The 18,196-nt window shown below is 55.3% G+C and carries 12 protein-coding genes and 1 pseudogene; 1 reads left to right on the forward strand and 12 read right to left on the reverse strand.

Annotation, left to right across the window (positions count from 1 at the left end):
• Window positions 1–2 precede the first annotated feature (2 nt).
• The 10 genes from R8G34_08855 to R8G34_08900 form a co-directional block, all read right to left on the reverse strand.
• Complete coding sequence (locus R8G34_08855; protein ID MDW3222978.1) at window positions 3–335, reverse strand: biopolymer transporter ExbD; 333 nt, start codon at window positions 333–335, stop codon at window positions 3–5.
• A 25-nt stretch (window positions 336–360) separates the two neighbouring features.
• Window positions 361–1,020 carry a MotA/TolQ/ExbB proton channel family protein gene (locus tag R8G34_08860; GenBank protein MDW3222979.1) on the reverse strand — a complete coding sequence of 220 codons (660 nt, stop codon included), beginning with the start codon at window positions 1,018–1,020 and terminating at the stop codon, window positions 361–363.
• Window positions 1,017–1,439: a hypothetical protein gene (locus R8G34_08865; GenBank protein MDW3222980.1), complete on the reverse strand. Its 423-nt coding sequence runs from the start codon at window positions 1,437–1,439 to the stop codon at window positions 1,017–1,019. The genes R8G34_08860 and R8G34_08865 overlap by 4 nt, the downstream gene beginning before the upstream one ends.
• Window positions 1,440–3,107: 1,668 nt before the next feature.
• Window positions 3,108–5,216 (reverse strand): DUF6605 domain-containing protein, encoded by a 2,109-nt coding sequence (locus R8G34_08870; GenBank protein ID MDW3222981.1) that lies wholly within the window; start codon window positions 5,214–5,216, stop codon window positions 3,108–3,110.
• 176 nt (window positions 5,217–5,392) lie between these two features.
• Window positions 5,393–7,639 (reverse strand): molybdopterin-dependent oxidoreductase, encoded by a 2,247-nt coding sequence (locus tag R8G34_08875; GenBank protein MDW3222982.1) that lies wholly within the window; start codon window positions 7,637–7,639, stop codon window positions 5,393–5,395.
• A gap of 89 nt (window positions 7,640–7,728) precedes the next feature.
• The gene (locus tag R8G34_08880; protein MDW3222983.1) at window positions 7,729–9,126 is read right to left on the reverse strand and encodes an amidase; all 1,398 of its coding nucleotides are present in this window, start codon (window positions 9,124–9,126) and stop codon (window positions 7,729–7,731) included.
• A complete protein-coding gene (locus R8G34_08885; GenBank protein MDW3222984.1) occupies window positions 9,127–10,764 on the reverse strand; it encodes an ABC transporter ATP-binding protein in 1,638 nt (545 codons plus the stop codon). It abuts the gene before it with no gap.
• The gene (locus R8G34_08890; protein MDW3222985.1) at window positions 10,761–11,591 is read right to left on the reverse strand and encodes an ABC transporter permease; all 831 of its coding nucleotides are present in this window, start codon (window positions 11,589–11,591) and stop codon (window positions 10,761–10,763) included. The genes R8G34_08885 and R8G34_08890 overlap by 4 nt, the downstream gene beginning before the upstream one ends.
• 3 nt (window positions 11,592–11,594) lie before the next feature.
• Window positions 11,595–12,581, reverse strand: a complete 987-nt coding sequence (locus R8G34_08895; protein MDW3222986.1) for an ABC transporter permease — start codon at window positions 12,579–12,581, stop codon at window positions 11,595–11,597.
• A gap of 60 nt (window positions 12,582–12,641) precedes the next feature.
• The gene (locus R8G34_08900; protein ID MDW3222987.1) at window positions 12,642–14,237 is read right to left on the reverse strand and encodes an ABC transporter substrate-binding protein; all 1,596 of its coding nucleotides are present in this window, start codon (window positions 14,235–14,237) and stop codon (window positions 12,642–12,644) included.
• Between the two features lie 221 nt (window positions 14,238–14,458).
• On the opposite strand from R8G34_08900, the gene R8G34_08905 reads away from it, so the two are divergent.
• Entirely contained in the window at window positions 14,459–14,710 is a 252-nt protein-coding gene (locus R8G34_08905; GenBank protein MDW3222988.1) for a hypothetical protein, read from the forward strand.
• Window positions 14,711–15,011: 301 nt separating this feature from the next.
• On the opposite strand, the pseudogene R8G34_08910 reads toward R8G34_08905, so the two are convergent.
• Window positions 15,012–16,148 (reverse strand): annotated as a pseudogene (locus R8G34_08910) (IS3 family transposase).
• Window positions 16,149–16,680: 532 nt separating this feature from the next.
• Window positions 16,681–18,183 (reverse strand): CoA-acylating methylmalonate-semialdehyde dehydrogenase, encoded by a 1,503-nt coding sequence (locus R8G34_08915; protein ID MDW3222989.1) that lies wholly within the window; start codon window positions 18,181–18,183, stop codon window positions 16,681–16,683.
• Window positions 18,184–18,196: the final 13 nt, after the last annotated feature.

Below are 18,196 nucleotides of genomic sequence, written 5' to 3' on the forward strand. Positions count from 1 at the left end.
GTTCACTCCAGCACCAAAACGCTTAAGGTCTCGCGCCCCCGAAGACGAACCAATAAATCGACAAGTCGTTGTGTCGAAACGTCCGGGTCGAGGCTGACCAATACTTGCCCAATTGCCACTTGTTCGGCGAGTTCGTCCAATGCGATGGTGGCACCATTGAGCACCAGACGCGAGCTCCCAAGCTGCACAAAAAAACGTTCAGGCGCAGTACCCTGCGTAGGTGGACCCGCAGTTGCCTGATTGAGCTCGATCTCACCGAAACTTGAAAAAGTCGAGGTCAGCATAAAGAAAAGCAAAAGCAAAAAGACCACGTCGATAAGCGGGGTCATCGACATGGGTCGGCGGACAAAGGGCGCCGTATTACGCATGGCTGGACGCGGGAAACTGCGCGGCTGTCTCCTGTGGCGCGGCTTGGACAGGTGCCAGCACAGTTTGCAGCGCCTTATCCGCGAAGACACGTTCGCGCGCGGTGCGGCTTTCAAACCAGGCAAGAATCATTGAGGTCGGCATGGCGACGGCCAACCCGACGGCCGTGGTGAGGAGTGCGACCCATATGCCCCCCGCAAGCAAAGCCGGATCGACAGATGATCCAGCCGCTTGCAAACTTTGAAATGCCTCAATCATGCCCAAAACCGTACCAAAGAGGCCCAGCAATGGCGCGAGTTGGGCAACGGTATCCAGCAAGCGAAAACCACGTTCCAGTCCAGCCAGTGCCACTCCGGCTTCGGCGTCCAGCCGCCCCTCAAAACCAGGAAGGTCTCTCGCTTCCATGGCCGTGCCCAGCAGTGGAGCAAGGTAGCTGCGGCTCTTGGCCAACCTCGCGCGCGCGGCGTGGTGGTCACCAGCATCCCACGCCGACAAGGCTTCAGAAAGTACCCGGTGGCGCCCAACCCCGGAGGCCGCGAACTGCCACAGTTTATAAAGCGTGACTGAGAACGTCAGGATCGACATCACAAACAGGATGGCAACCACTGGTCCACCAAGAGCAAAAATCCCACTCAATGCGTCAAAAAAAGTCATCCAAGCAGCTCCACCGAAAGCCTGCTGCTAAGAGACAGGGCCTGATCGCAAACCCCGCTTTCGGCACCATCCACCATGCAGATGCTCGCGCCATTGATCAGCGCCTGCCCCAGCGTATCACAGGCCACCCCCGGCAGATCAAACTGACGAACCCTCGGCCTGTCCATCGGCAGATTCTGAAAGTCGAACAGCGACAAGCTCATCACCCCGCCTGTTGTGTCAAAGACTACGGTTTCAAAAACTGCTTCTTCTATCGCCGCCCCGGTCTCGTTCCGAGCTAAAAACGTCAATCTGCAATTTGCGCCAACGTCTTGTAGTGCGTTGAGCTCCAAAAAAAGTTGTGCAGAACGATCTGTATCGGATTGCGCCAGTGCTGCGCTGGCATAAAACAAGGCAAAAGCAAAAAAACGAAATAGCATCAGAAGGTTCCCAATTGCGCCACGCCGGTTACTCGGGCTGGTGAAGCACCGCTGGCGAAACGACGCATCATGCCCTTATCTTTATCGTGGAGCACGCGCTCGTGGAAGGGTCGCCGACGTCATTGTGAGCAAAGGAAGCTCTGAATTCACTGAAAACGAGCGTAGCCGATCGCTATTCAGAGTTTTCTGCAGAAGTGGGCGCTATTCTTTGACGGCGGCCTTGGTTCATTTTTGAACCTGCCCTCCCCTGCGGTTTTCTGATGCGGTAAGTGGCGTTTCTGGATTATCGGTTCCAGATCTTTTTGCCGTTCTGCGAGAATGGCCTTGGTCCTTCCAAAGCCGACGCGACCTCGTGTGGCGCTCTTGATGGCGCTAATGGGTATGCACTTTGGGCTCCGACAGGACGTAGTGCTTGGTGGGGGTGCAATTTTGAGCCAGCTCTTGTTGCGACAGCGCCCCGTGCTCCAGCGCATAGGAAATAAGGTGAGCCCGCTTGTCACCCGGGATGCGGCTGCCCCTTCGGTCAGGCTTGGCGCATTCGTGCGGCAGAGCCGCCATGCCGCCCTCTGGATCAGGGTCATACCGACTGTAAATTTGTGCTTGGGATTGCCAATCAGTGCCCGCGTTTGTTTTGCCGACAGGTGTGACGCCTGCCCGGTGCAGTTCGCCATCATGCGCGCTCCAATGTCCCGGATATCTCCTGTGTCCTCCCCGCCATTATCCAGCAGGCGCACGCTGCCGCAGGGGGGCAATCATGCTATTTGGGGCAGAGGATTTTCAAGGGTGCGTTCCGCCCCGGCTTCAGATCACAACCCTTCTCCTTAGGCGAGGATATCAGGGGCGCCGGACAGACAGCGTTTCCCGGCGTCAAAACCCTTCGCTCCGCTGAAACAGGGGTTCTCAGAGATGTCTTCGCGGCGGCACGGGTAGGCGATTTCTTCGTTGCTGGACCTGCAAGAACACCAAGAACCTTTCCCGCGCCGCGCGCAGGTTATGCGGCAATGCCCGTCACCAAATTGCCAGCCACGGGTTCTGATTTTGCGAAAATCTGTCGCCTCGTCACGCCTTGAAGGCCAGAACGCACCAGCGACCCTCCGTCACCCCAATCCCTCGAACCTCGTCGATCCAGTATGGACAGAGGCAGCGCCCCTGATGTTCTTTGCAATTCGGACGATTCATGGACGGGACAAGATTTGACATGTCACGCGCCACAGCAGGGGGAAGTGGAAGGCGCAGCTATTTGAGCGATATCACACTTATGGCCAAGGAGCGCTCATCTTAGCCGGAAAAAGAACCGGCAAAAGCAAAGACACTGTCATTTACAGCTTTCTCCAAAGTAGTTCGTTCAACAAAATGACAACAGTAAATTGATATCTCCCCTGCGCCGGTTGATAAATACAGTGTTTTTAGGCTCCTCGCTTGTCGAGCGCCATATTTTAAAGGGCGGACAAGTCGGCAACAGCTCAGTGGTAAAACGACAGAATCCAAGTCTTGGATGACAGAACAGCAGCTTGCAACCCTGCCCGCCGCACGTCAGTATTGCCGCGCGCAACTTTATGGCGCGATCTGACCATGGCGACACTGGTTTTGATTGCAAAAACACCTGTCGGACACCGGAAGCAAGCTTACGCGACCTGCTATCAAAAACATTGATGAGTTCGAAACTGTTCAGATCAACGCACGCTCAAACACATTCTGCAATAGTTTGGAGACATTATTGTCGAAGTCATTCCAAGGTAGGCTTCCGCAGAAGGTGATGGAGCCTGTGGCAAAGACCGATCCGCCGCCTGGGTAACTGCAGAAAATCATTTCCGCGTGTTTGGCCTCGGCTTCTGTAGAGCCTGTCAGGTTTGTCAGATGGGTAAGCTGTTCTTCAGGTACAAGCACAAAGCCATCTTTGCGGGTGACTGATCGCGCGAGCAGAACCGCGTTTTCAGGCGTCCCAATACGCATGTCCATGTGATCAAGCTCAAAGCCCGCAGCGCCATTGCCAGAGAACCCGAAATTCCCGATAACCTCGTCTTCTACGCCATCAAATACCCAATCGAATTCCGGGTCCGTGCAAACCCGTCGGTAGGGATCGCCAAAGAATTCTCCCTGAGCTGCAAAGCCGACACCAACAAGATCTTGAGGTGCACGCCCGTTGCGCCGCCACAAACCGCCATAGGTTCCATCAAAAGCGTTGTAGTACTCTCCCGGCTCGGCAGCCCAGGCACGAATGCCATCTTCGGCTCGGCGAATTTCCAGCATGCCGTCATTTTCGCTGTGTTTGGCAATACGCCAGTAGAATCCGTTGCCGCCCAGATAAGCTAGATGACCGCCGTTGTCCCTGAAGTCACGCAAGGCATTCAGGGTCTCCTCCGTGTGATATTCGGGATGGCTGCCAGTGGTGAGCGCCTTATACCCCGCAATGGCCGCCCGGCCATGGGAATGTAAATCGTCATCCGTGACCAAATCGTACTCTATGCCTTTCGCATGTAGCCAACCAATCAGGTGACTGTCCGCCGGGAAATGACGCAATCCCGAACAAGGCGTGGCACCGAAAGTCAGGTAGCCTGGACTGAGATTGAACAAGGGGCGACGGTGCGAGGCATGGCATATGCCCGACCCGTCCGAATGGTAGTTATAGGTGGAAAGCCCGTAGTCTGGGTATTCCGCAGGATTGTAGGGATACGCGTTCCAGTCATTGATCCGGTCTTGCCATGACGGGTGATAATCCGGCCGCGCATGATTTCCATAGATCGAATAGGTGAAAGTGGACACCAGCACGCATAGATCGGCGTTGCGCTGACCCCGCGGCGGGCAGATAAAAAACGGGATCGCTTCGTGATGGCCGGCGCAGTCCAACCGCATGATATAGACGCCTGACGGCATAGTATCAGGGATGGTCAGGGCAAAGCTTGTGTCCCATGCAAAATCATAGATGTCATCTTCATGGAAATGGATGGCAGCATAATGGTCGGGGCGATGCGTCCAATTCATCTCGGTGGCGTCCCAGTCAGACGAAGTCACCGCGCGGGTCGGAAAGTTGATCAGCTTGAGATCCGGACCAGCTTGTGCAGACACCGTGGTTTTTTTCATGTCACGCGCAAAATCCCACGCGCAAAGCACCAGACCATCGGCAAGGATAACGGGTTTCTCAATCTTGCCATTGAAGTACTGGGTTTTCCGTCCCTCCAGCACGCGCGCTCCAATGGTGGGTCTGCCTCGCAAGACAAACGGCTGACAATTTGTTTCAGCACATATTGGATCACCGGACTGTCGGTCCAAACCTTGATACGTGATGCTAAGGACGTCACTCTGGACGCGTCCCTCGATCCGGTACCATCGCCGCAATTTCAAAGGCGCGTTCGTTTCTACTTTGATCTCGCCCACTTGAAAACAGGCCGTACCGTTTGCATTGATGCGCAGATCAGCGCCCCCACACCCTATTAAAGTTTGTGCGTCGGCGCTGTTCTTTGTCGAATAAAACGTCACAGAGAACACTAGACCCGCCTCTGAACTGGCCGACACATCTGCCGTCGCCACCCCGTAAGAGCCGGGAAAGAACGGTTGGTATTCTGACTTGAAACTTTGGAGCGCAAAGAAGTCCGACGCGTCCTCTTCGACGATCCCCGGGCCGTCTGGATTTGGGTCTGCGCAGATAGACCTCACTAACCGGGCATTGAAGGGCACATCCGCACGCGACGAGACTTTGAATTCCAAGGTCTCACCGGGACGTCCGGAAAGTTGCTCGACATATCCGGCGAGCGGCACTTCCTGAGGGGCTTCATTCACCACGTCGGTTTCGTCATAACGTCTTGCCAGAGTGATGGTCGAACAGGATCATTCTTCATTACCTATTGGGTGGAGGATTTCCGACGACGTCCCAAGACAGAAGTCCGGGAACGATCCGGGCAGGCTACAGAACCGCTTGATGACTCTCAAGGTGTGAAGCATGGGCGTATCGAACTTCACAAGAGAGCAACTTCAACAAGGGCGGTGTGGGCGCTGCACCCCTGCCCAAGCCGGGAGGTTCCAACATCAAGCGTCAGAACATTCGGATTGCCTTGCGGATCGATATTGCAACCTGGGTCACCGTACCATGCTCCGGTCGGCAATGCGACGACCCCGGCAAGGATTTCTGATGATATCAGCGCCCGGGCCCGGCAAGCGCCCCGAGCATTGAAAACCCGCACGAGATCTCCTTGCGTGATACCCCGTTGCGCCGCATCATCCGAATGCAGGACGAGAGAGACCGGTCGGGCGCCCGGAACGTCTGCCAGAGCTGCCTCTAACTGACTGTGGAGCTTGTCTCCGGGTTGAGGCGACAGAAGGTGCAGCGGTGCGTCGCTCTTGGCATTTCCCAACCATTCAGACGGGGGCAACCAAATAGGATGGCCAGGACAGTCGTCATAGCCAAAGCCGGCAATGGTTTCGGAAAAAATCTCGATCCGACCTGATGGCGTCGGCACGGGTGACTTGTCGGGATCGGCTCGAAAAGGCGCAAAAAAAGTCTTGTTCGGGCCCTCGGCTTGAATCGGAAGGCGTACCCAGTTCTTCGTGCGCAATTGCCCCAGATCGGGCACGGATATTCCCTGGTCAGCCGCAAGGTCGCGATATTCATCATAAAGCTTGGCGATCCAATCATCTGCCGAGCGGCCCTCGGTAAAGTGCTCCTCAACGTTCAAGCGTGCTGCAAGGCCTGCAAAGATCGCATAATCGTCACGTGCCTCGCCAACCGGTGGGATGAGTTGCGGCATGTGGAAAAGGTAATCATCAAGGTTGGAACGACCAATATCCTGGCGCTCATAGGGTGTTGTTGCAGGAAAAACGATATCGGCCCGTTTAGCCGTCGCCGTCCAAAAAGGCTCATTCACGATGATGGTTTCCGGGCGCTGCCATGCTTCGTGCAGCGCATTCAGATCCTGGTGATGATGGTAAGGATTGCCACCAGCCCAGTAGATCAACCTGATGTCTGGATAAGCCTCGCGCTGGCCATTGAACTCATAAAGCTGTCCCGGGTTGCGCAGCATATCAGCCATACGTGCGACAGGAATGATCTGTTTGACCGGGTTTTTCCGCTGCGGGAACGTCATACCCGACATGCGTAGCAATGATTTCCCCACACCGCCGATTGCCCCAAATCCATAACCCACGCCCCCGCCGGGAAGGCCGATTTGACCAAGCATCGCGGCCAGAACCGCCGACATCCAATAGGGTTGTTCACCGTGTTCAGCTCTTTGCAGTGACCATGCTACAGTAATAAACGTACGTGTTTTAGCCATATGCCGTGCAAGTTCGCGAATGGAATGGGGATCTATTCCGCAAATTGGGGCGGCCCAATCCGGCGTTTTCGGCTGGCCATCGCTTTCGCCCATAAGATAGGGAAGAAACCGGTCAAACCCGACGGTGCAGCGGTCGAGAAAGGCTTGGTCTTGCAACGCTTCAGATTGAAGGACATAGGCAAGCGCCAGCATCAATGCTGTGTCTGAGGCGGGTTTGAGCGGGAGCCACTCGCATCCCTCCGGCGCATCTGTTCGCTGCGGGCCGACATTGATGCAGCGCGTGCCTTTGGCGAGACATCGTTCCAGCCAACTGCCCGTGTCATGCTCAGTGATACCGCCCATGCTAACCTGCGCATTCTTGGCGTTGATACCCCCGAACATGACAAGCGTTTGTGTATGGGCATGAATCGTTTGCCATCCATCTTGATGTTCGTAGCCCATCGTCAGGAATTTCTTGCCGAAAACATGTGGCATGATCGCCTGCGCACATCCTGTGGAGTAACTTCCGAACGACTCAACATACCCACCGACACAATTGAGAAAGCGGTGCATTTGACTCTGGGCGTGATGAAACCGTCCGGCTGACGCCCATCCGTATGAACCGCCATATATCGCTTCGTTTCCATGGGATGTGCGCACGCGATCAATTTCGCGCGCGGCAATATCAAGCGCTTCGTCCCAGGGAACTTCGACAAAACTGTCGCTGCCTCGTCCCGAACGGTCCCCATTTTTCAGCCATTCCCGACGGATCGACGGGCGCGAAACGCGCGACGGATGATGCACTGCCGCTGGGATACTATCGGAGATGGAGCTTGGCTCTGGATCGGGCCCGAACGGGCGCGTTGCAACAATCAGGTCTCCCTCGACGTCGACCTCGAATGCTCCCCAGTGGCTCGATGTTACCTTCGTCTTTCGCGTCGAATTATCCACCATTTCTGGTCCTCTGTTTGCCCGCAGGCCTTGTTACTAATTTCCCAACATGCCTTGATTTGCGCGCCGAATGAAACCCCATTGGCGCGAAGTCAGGACAGCATCGGCAATGGCAGAGGTGGCTGAAGTGCCTCAAAAGCCGCACCGATGCGCAGAACAGTCGCCTCTTCGTTGGGCCGCGCGATCACTTGAAGACTGGTCGGAAGCCCGTCCTTTCCCAACCCTGATGGCATCGACAGCGCGCACATACCAAAATAATTTACGTGCCTTGTAAAATGGCTTGGCGCGATGGACTGATCCACAACATCAATCGGTGGCGCCGTTGAGGTCATCGTAGGCGTCAAAAGCGCATCCAGGCCTTTCATCCGCTTCAAATACGCATCCTGCGCAGCCAACCGGTCTTTCAGGAGTTGGATGTAGTCGACCGCCAGAACATCTCGTCCAACAAGCATTCGAGTGCGGACGTCCTCGTCCAAAGGAAGGTCGTCCTGCTCATAAAGATGTCCATGATGGAAATACCCTTCAGCAACGATCAGCAATCCGCAGGTCGCCGTCAAATCCGCATAAGGCTGCCGGGCCGAGAAGACGACCAGTTCGGCACCAGCATGTCGCAGTCTGTCCAGCGCGGCATCATAGGCCTCCAAAACGTCAACGGAACAAACTGCACGTTCCGTTCCATCCAATACGCCCAGTCGCATGCCCTGAACACCGCGCTTCAGATCTGCGAAAGGCCCGGTGGCATCGCGACGGTGACGGTCAACACGCCATCCTTCAGCGCCCTTCATGGAAAGATACATCAAGAGCGCATCCTCGACAGATCGTGCCAAAGGGCCGGGTGTGTCCAAAGTGTCCGACAACGGCAAAATACCCTCAGTCGGAAGTTGGCCTTCGGTGACCTTTAGGCCAACAAGCCCACAGTATCCTGCAGGAAGACGTACGGATCCTCCGGTGTCCGTTCCGACGCCGCAAACGATCATGCCAGCGGCCGTCCCGGCGCCCGTTCCGGAGGAGGATCCACCCGGCACCCTGTGCACACTCATATCCCAAGGATTGCGTGGCGTGCCCATCTTCTGGTTTGTGCCCCAGCCTCCTAGCGCGAATTCGACCGTTTTTGTCTTTCCGATCATGATGCCGCCTGCCTCGAACAATCGGTGCGCCAAAGCACAGGTCGATGGGGAAACCCGGTCTTTGAAGACCATCGAGCCACCGGTTGTTACACGTCCTTCGACGTCACAGATATCCTTCAATCCGAATGGTATCCCATGAAAAGGCCCCAATCGTGCGCCCGTCGCCAACATTTGATCTGCGGCCTCCGCTTGCGACATGGCCTCTTCCGCGTAAACGGCTTGGAAAGCACCGATCGTGGAATCCAGCCTCTCGATCCGGTCAAGATGAGCTTTTACAACGTCGGACGGGCGCAGTGATCCGTTGGCATAACCATCGGTGATTTCTGCCAGGGACGGATAATGCGCATCACTCAGCAAACTCACCTAGTTAACCTTCGTGGCAGTAACATTCTTTTCAGAGAACCAGTCCTTGCCAGGCACAGCGGCAAGCAGTTCCCGGGTGTAGGATTCCGACGGGTTTGCGAACATGGCCGATGTTGCCCCAACCTCGATCACTTTGCCGCGTTGCATCACGGCAATTCTGTCGCAGACCTGAGCAGCGACTCTCAGATCATGCGTGATGAAGATCATTGAAAGATTCATGCGATCTCGGATTTCATCCAACAGTTTCAGGATTTGCGCCTGAATAGACACATCCAGTGCAGATACAGGTTCATCAGCAACTAGGATCTCGGGTTCAAGCGCCAAAGCCCGTGCAATGCCGATACGCTGTCGCTGACCACCCGAAAACTCGTGCGGAAAGCGTTCATATGCACGCGCGTCCAGACCAACAATGTCGAGCAATTCCAGCGTGCGGTCTTTGGCTTCCTTTGCGCTTGCCCCGTACATCATCGGTCCTTGCGCGATAATTTTACCAATGCGCGTGCGCGGATTCAAAGAAGCGAACGGATCCTGAAAAACCATCTGGATTTTCGAACGGTGGGGACGCATCGCGGCCCGCCCAAGCGGCCGCAGGTCGGTATCACCAAGCAAGATCTGGCCCGCTTCAGCATCGTTCAACCGGACGATGCAGCGCGCCACGGTGGACTTGCCAGAGCCGCTTTCACCGACAATGCCAAGTGTTTCACCGCGTGCCAGATCAATGGAGACATCGTCGGCTGCATGCACAACCCGGCCTTTACCCCCAAACAGCCCGCCGCCACTTCGGTAGGTCTTTTCCAGGTTCTTTACCTTGAGCACCTGCTCCGTGGATCTCGGACGTGCCGGACGTGGCACGAGATCCGGCACGGCACTGATCAAAGCCTTGGTATAGGGATGAGAGGGGTTGCGCAGCACCTGATCCGTTGTACCCGTTTCTACAACCAGACCATTTTGCATGACACACACTCGATCAGCGATATCAGCGACAACGCCAAAATCATGTGTGATGAACAAAACGCCCGTTCCGTGCGCGGCCTGCATCTCCTTGATCAGCTTCAGCACCTGCGCCTGTGTGGTCACGTCCAAAGCTGTAGTAGGTTCATCTGCAATCAGAATTTTGGGATCCAGAGCAAGCGCCATGGCGATCATGGCCCGCTGGCGTTGACCCCCAGAGAGTTCATGCGGATATGCTTTCAGTGTCTGTTCCGGATCCGGCAGTTGCACATCCTGCAAGAGTTTCAGCGCTCGACTGCGCCTTTCCTTGCCCGGCATCCGGTCGTGAAACCGAAAAACCTCGTCAATTTGCGTTCCAATCGTCATGACAGGATTCAAGGCCGTCATCGGTTCCTGAAAAATCATTGAGATTTCGGAGCCGCGGATTTCCCGCAAGCGTTCCTCGCTCGCCTGTGCCAGATCCTCACCTTCAAAAACCACGCTGCCTTTGGAGATTTTCACGTGCGGTTTGGGCAGCAGCCCCATAACCGCCCGCGCAGTCAGCGATTTGCCTGAGCCGCTTTCGCCCACAACACAGAGTATCTCATTGGGATCGAGTGACAGGTTCATGGTTTCGACGGCAAAGGGCCGCTGGCTTTCTGGCGGCAGTGAGACGTGCAAATCAGCAATTTCCAGAAGGCGGCTCATGTACGTTCCCTCAGCCGCGGGTTCAGTGCATCATTTATGCCCTCGCCAACAAGATTGATCGCAAGCACCGTCACCAGAATTGCGATCCCGGGAAACGTGCAAACCCACCAGGCGGATCGCAAAAGCGTACGCCCAGCCCCGATCTGAAACCCCCAACTCATGATGTTGGGATCACCAAGGCCGAGGAAAGCAAGACCACTTTCGATAAGAATTGCCGTTGCCACCATGAGCGAGCCGATAACAATAACAGGGGAGAGACAATTGGGCAGGATTTCACCAAGCATGATCCGGAGATCGGACATGCCCAGAGTGTGACAGGCCTGCACGAATTCCCGGTTTCGCAACGACAGGAATTCACCGCGCACCAATCGCGCGACCGCGGGCCAGGACACAACCGCGATCGCAATCACAATACTCTCGATCGAGGGCTTCATAATGGCCACCAAGAGTATCGCAAAAATAAAAGAGGGGATGGTCTGAAACATCTCGGTAAAGCGCATCAGCAGGTTGTCGATGATCCCCCCAAAGTATCCCGCAAACGCCCCCATCAAGATGCCCACAAACACGGCCACCAACGTTGCCAGTAATCCGATCAAGAGCGATGTCTTGGCCCCATGGGCGATCCCGGCAGCCACATCACGTCCAAGGCTGTCGCTGCCCAAAAGAAAGCCGTTTTCACCGGGAGGCGACATCGGTTTGCCCGCCAGACTGAATGGATCTTCCGGGTAGAACAGACCAGCCGTTGCCGCCAGGAATGTCATGAGAAAGAGGATCATCAAACCAATGACAGCGCCACGGTTTCGCACAAAGAGTTTCCAGAATGACATAGTTCAGTCCACCTCGATCCGGGGGTCGAGCGACGAATAGACGATGTCGACAACAAGATTGACTGCCACGACCAGCAGGGCAGACAGGAAAAATATCCCAAGGAGCAAGTTCAAGTCCCGGGAAAACAAGGCCTCAAAGGCCAGCATGCCCAGCCCGGGCCAGGCAAAAACAGATTCCACAATGACTGATCCGCCAATCAGGGCCCCAACCTGCACACCTGCCATTGTCACCACTGGCAGCAAGGCGTTGCGCAAGACGTGAACGAACATGATCCGATTTTCCGTCACCCCTTTGGCACGTGCAGTGGTCACGTAATCCTGACCGGCCTGTTCGAGCATCGACGCGCGCATGAGGCGGGTGTAGAGCGCAAGATAGAACAACGCCAAAGTGATCGTGGGCAGAACGAGGTGGTGTGCGATATCTTTCACCCGGTCCCAGCCTTCATAAAACATCGCAAAATTTTCCATACCCGATGTCGGGAACCAACCAAGGTTCAAAGAGAACACGACGATAAGCATTAATCCGACCCAGAAAAGCGGCGTGGCGTAGGTAATCAATGCGAAAATCGATATCGCGGTATCGCGCCATGTATTCAATCCCATGGCCGCAACAAGACCCAGGAAAATGCCGAAGCTCACGGCAAGTGTAATGGTTGATACCATCAGCAGGACTGTAGCGAACAGGCGGTCGAAAATCAGCTCTCCGACAGGCATTTCGTGCCGGAATGAATATCCAAGATCCAAGAACACAACGTTCTTAAGATATACGGCAAGTTGCACCGGAAGCGGCTGATCTAGTCCAAACTTCGCCCGTAATTCAGCCATATACTCAGGCGTTGCCGACCCTGCCTCTCCCGCCAAAACATCAACGGCATCACCTTCGGCCAACTGCAACAGAAGGAAGTTCAAAATGATAATCGCCAAAACGATTGGGATGGCTTGAAGCAGCCGCTTTACGACATACCGCATGCGGCGCGCAAAATGTGACACGATTGAGATCCCCCGGGGATGCCTCCGGCCCGGCGCGGGCCAGAGGCTGATTATTTCAGATTACTGTTCAATCCAAGCTCTGTCGAACGGTCCATAAGCCCCAAGCGCCGACGTGGCATGATCTTTCAGCTTATCATTGTACACCGTCAGGAACTCCATTTCGAACACGTTTGCCACGGGCAGATCTTCGGCGAGAATGCCTTGGATCTCAGCATAGATTTTCGAACGTTTTTCGGCATCCGGCTCGACCGCACCGGCAGCCAAGAGGGCATCGATTTCGGAGTTCGAGTAGCGCGACGAATTCACAAAGGCCGTCCCCTGACGGATCTGGTCGGTACCATAGTGACGGTGAACACCCAGCACCGGATCGGAAAGCTGGTAGAAGTAGTTGACGTTCATTTGGAAATCATAGTCTCCATACACCCGCTTGATCCAGGTCGGCACATCTTCATAACGCAGATCAACTTCGATCCCGAGTGGCAGCAACGCTTGCTTCATGTATTCGCCAGCACGGCGCCAATCTTCCCCGTAAGGAATCAGATCCAGTGTGAAGGATGCGCGCACACCGTCCGCATTTGGTTCGATGCCAGCTTCATCCAGCACGGCGATCGCCGCTTCTGTGTCTCCATTGGACGGATAGTTTGGCATGCCAGCGGCATAAAGACCGGTTGCATCAAAGTTACTGGACAAAGCGGCCGTGGCGGATTTGCCATATCCAAACCAGATGTTTTCGATCAGGAACTCGCGGTCCACCACCAGCGAAATAGCTTTGCGCATAGCCGGATTGTCGAATGGTGCGGTGGTCGTGTTGAACTCAATCAAGGCCATTGGGTTGATCATTGAGTAGCCATCGGTCGTGACCGAGAAACCATCCATCTCACGCAAGCGAACGGCGTCAATATTCGGGATCGCACCATAAGCACCGTAAAGAACTTCACCATTCTCCATTGCTGCAGTACGGGTTGATGCATCAGGAATAAAACGTCCTACGACACGGTCGAGATAGGGCAATCCAGGTTTCCAGTAGTTTTCGTTTTTGTCCAAACGAATATACTGACCTTTTTTCCACTCAACGAATTTGAATGCTCCAGTGCCTACAGGGTTGTTTACCAGATCGGCGCTCCGCAGATCTTCACCTTCAAGCAAATGCTTCGGAACAATCGGGCTTTCGTAACCAGAAAGCGCGCGCAACATATAGGGCGCCGGATTGGCAAGATTGAAAACCGCTGTGTGCTCATCGGGCGTATCGATAGATGTCACTTCGCGGAATGAATTCGGTCCCCTCGGGTGCACCTGCTTGAGGACATCCATCACCGTGAACTGAACGTCGGCGGAAGTGAACGGCTCCCCGTCGTGCCAAGTCACCCCTTGGCGTAGGTTGAATGTAACGGTCTTGCCGTCCTCGCTGACCGCATAGCTTTCGGCGAGCGCAGGAACAATGTTCAGATCGTTGTCATAATCAAACAGACCATCGTAAATCTTGGGTGCAACCAGACCAATTGGACCCGAGGTCGAAAGATAAGACGCCAACGATGGCGGCTCGGGCTGGACAATATACACAAACGTCCCGCCGGCGTCTTGCGCGCCAGCCAACCCAGGGGCAAAGGCCGTTCCAATTGCACACAGGGCCGCACCGACCCATCTCCGAAAATTCATTTAAGTAACTCCATGTCAGACTTCTTGTTCTTTTGGTTCGTCACGACACAATGCCTTAATATTCCATTGCAGCAAGAGACTTACGTGCCGCCTCCCCGAAACTCGTTAAAAACATTAAATAAAATTCTGTACTGCCTATTTTTTCGACAGCCGCTCGTCAAGCAAAGCCTCGAAGTAGAACACTTTCGAATCGTCCCTGCGGCATCGACAAATTTCTGCGAATGACGGAGCTGGAAGACTTTGATACCATCCTGAAACGCCGCCGGTTTCTTGGTGCGCGGCGGAAACTGGCAATATCAGATCAATGGCAGCCATCTTCAATTGCAGCCAAAAAGTTCGCCTTGTTGGACATCACAAATCAGATATTCGCCGTTGAATGCGTACTTCGCAGTGTTGGCTTCGCGGTATTTCATAAGCCGACGCCTCTACGCTTAGGGGCAAATGACCTACATCACAATAAAATACAAGAATGACCTCTTCCCGGCCTTTGCAGTAATCGCTTTCAATTTTGCCATCCAGAAAGGGCTGAAATTCGGCTACTCAGTTTTTGAGAAGTGTCCTCTTGGTTTGTCGAAAAGTTCTCCTGTTTCTGTGATCTGCAGGAAGTCGCACAATTCTTGGATAAATCTTGTGCGCCGGCCCTATTGAAACGAAGATTAAATGGTGTGGCAGTCTCAGGTAAGTTCGTCGCTAGCAGGCTCGTTTGCAACATTCGAAAAAGAAAGAACAGAGCACCTCCAACAACAGCAGCCTGATCAGCGCCACTTGGTTGGTTCACTTTGAATGTTTGTGCATGATTGGCCTGGGTTTCATCGGGATGATGGTTTCCGGAGCCGGTGGGCGGTAGCCTGGGGCCCTATGTTGTCGTTTGGTGTTGTAGTGTTTCCTCCATTGTTCGATCAGGATTTGCGCCTCCCTTAGCGAGTAGAAGACCTCTCCGTTCAGCAGTTCATCCCGAAGCCTTGCATTGAAGCTTTCACAATACCGGTTCTCCCAGGGCGAGCCGGACCCGATGTAGGCGGTCTTGGCACGGACTGCTGAGATTCATTCTCGAACGGCCTGAGCGATGAACTCTGGGCCGTTGTCTGACCGGATGTAGGCAGGGACACCGCGCAGAATGAACAAGTCGGTCAGCGCGTCGATACCCTCGGTCGAGTTCAGCCTCCTCTTCACTCGGATCGCGAGGCACTCCCGTCTGTGTTCATCCAGGATGTTGAGCGTCCGGAACGCTTTCCCATCATCGGTCCGATGATGAACGAAGTCATAGCTCCAGACATGGTTGCGGTATTCAGGCCTCAGCCGAACACAGGAACCATCCTTCAGCCAGAGCCGTCCTTTCTTTGGCTGTTTCAGGGGCACTTTGAGCCCTTCACATCGCCACAGGCGTTCGACCCGCTTGTCGTTGATCTGCCAGCCAGCATCTCTCAACAGAACCGCGATCCGGCGGTACCCGTATCGACCATATTGGCGCGTCAGCTCGATCATGTCAGACACCAGACGATCTTCATCGGCGCGGCCAACGGGCACCCGCCTCTGTGTGGAGCGAGGCTGCCCCAGGACACGACAAGCACGACGCTCCGAGATGTGGAGCTGACTCCGCACATGGTCAATGCAGGCACGGCGACGTGAAGAGCTCAGTCGTTTCCCCGTGCGGCCTACGACAGGACCAGCTTGTCCAGCGTCAGGTCCGATACCGCTCGCCGCAGCCGATCATTCTCCTTCTGAAGCCGCTTTAGCTCTTTCAGTTGGTCGGTTCCCATCCCACCATACTGCTTAGGCTAGCGATAGAAGGTCTGTTCTGTGATCTGCACGTCGGATGGCGTCTACGCGCGCCATCCCTTGGCCGCACAGCACCTCAACCTGCCGCAACTTACTGACAATCTCTTCCGGCTTGTGTCGCTCGATTCCCATCTTTGACCCTCCGATTCCTAACCATAGGGGCCGAACACTTCAGTGGGGCAGCACCATAAGATCAGAGCTGACACGAGTTGTGCACTGTCTTCGGCTATAACGTCATGAAAACCGGCAGTGGTCTTGATAATGCGTCCCTGCCCCGTCGCGAAACCGGGTAACCATCTGTTCTTCGACCGAGGCCATGACGCCAATGCACTTGCAGGTGACAGCCATGTTGTCCGGTGTCGCGACCCTGGTCAGAAAAGCCGCATGCTCAGGAGGCAGTGTGTACGTCTTGGTGGCGGGGGTCGAAATCGATAACCCGTGATGTCACCATGACACCAAGCCATTCCCGTACATATCGCTCTGCCAAGTCGGCTTTCTCTGCCAACGCCTAGGAAGCACTCTTTGGAATGGTACGATTGCGCCGTCGAAGAGCGCCCGGACTCGTCGCTCAGATTTTTACTGTTACGGCAAGGTATGGCCCGGCATATGCCGGGCCGCTGTTCAAAAGTGGCCGTTGATGGTTTGGATGCCACTAACCGGACCTTTAACCCAGAGTGGGCATGGTGAATTCAGGGTCGGAACGCCGACCGGATGGCCAACGCGTCGTGGTGGTCTTGATGCGGGTATAGAACCGTACGCCCTCCATCCCATGCATGTGATGCTCACCGAAGATAGAAGACTTCCAGCCGCCAAATGAGTGATACGCCATTGGAACGGGGATAGGCACGTTGATGCCGATCATGCCGACTTCAACATCCTGACTGAAGCTGCGCGCGGTATCACCGTCACGGGTGAAGATCGCGGTCCCATTGGCATAGTCGTGGCTATGCACCAGATCGAGCGCTTCCTGATAGGAATTCTTGCGCACCACGGACAGAACCGGACCAAAGATTTCTTCTTTCCAGACGGCCATGTCCTCTGTGACATTGTCCAACAGCGTGCCGCCAAGGAAATACCCCCCCTCGTAGCCCTGCATATCCTGCGAGAAATCGCGCCCATCAACGACGACTTTGGCACCCTCAGATTCGCCAGTAGCGATATAACCGCGCACCTTTGCCAAGTGCTGTTCAGTGACCAAGGGCCCCATTTCGGACGTCTTGTCGGTGGTCGGGCCGATTTTCAGCGCGTTGATCTTGGGCACCATGATGTCAATCAGCGCATCGGCGACAGCATCGGTCACGGGAACCGCCACGGAGATTGCCATGCAGCGCTCGCCGGCTGATCCGTATGCCGCCCCCATCAGCGCATTCGCCGTCATTTCCAGATCCGCGTCGGGCATGATGATGGCGTGGTTCTTCGCGCCACCAAGTGCTTGCACGCGCTTCCCGTTGGCGGTGCCGGTCTGGTGGATGTATTTTGCGATAGGCGTGGAGCCGACAAAGCTCACGGCCTTGACATCAGGGCTATACAACAGCGCATCGACGGCTTCTTTGTCACCATTGACGACGTTGAACACGCCTGCGGGCAGACCAGCTTCGCTCAGCCATTCGGCCAGTTTCAGCGAGGCCGATGGAACGCGCTCGGAGGGTTTCAACACAAAGGTATTGCCAGTCACGAGGGCCACAGGGAACATCCACATCGGCACCATGGCGGGGAAATTGAACGGTGTGATGCCTGCGCAGACACCCAGGGCCTGACGGATGTTGTGGCTGTCGACGACTGAGCCCACATTCTCGGAAAACTCACCTTTCATGAAGTTTGGTGCGCCGATTGCGAACTCTACGACTTCGAGACCGCGGGTGACTTCGCCTACAGCGTCGTCATGGGTTTTGCCATGCTCGGATGCGAGGATGCCCGCCAGCTCATCTGCGCGGTCCCACAGGATGTTCTTGAATTTATCCAGAATGCGCGCACGGCGCAGGACCGGAGTTTTTGACCATGTGGGGAACGCGGCTTTGGCGGCGGCGATGGCGGCGTCGACTTCGACGGTCGAGGCCAGTGGTACAGAGCGTTCGGACGCGCCAATGGCAGGGTTGAAAACGGGTTGTGTGCGACCTGATGTGCCCTGCACATGCGAGGCGCCAATGTAATGTGTAAGTTCGGTCATGGCTTGCTCCTGA

The organism is Paracoccaceae bacterium, from assembly GCA_033344815.1.
Taxonomy (GTDB): domain Bacteria; phylum Pseudomonadota; class Alphaproteobacteria; order Rhodobacterales; family Rhodobacteraceae; genus Roseobacter.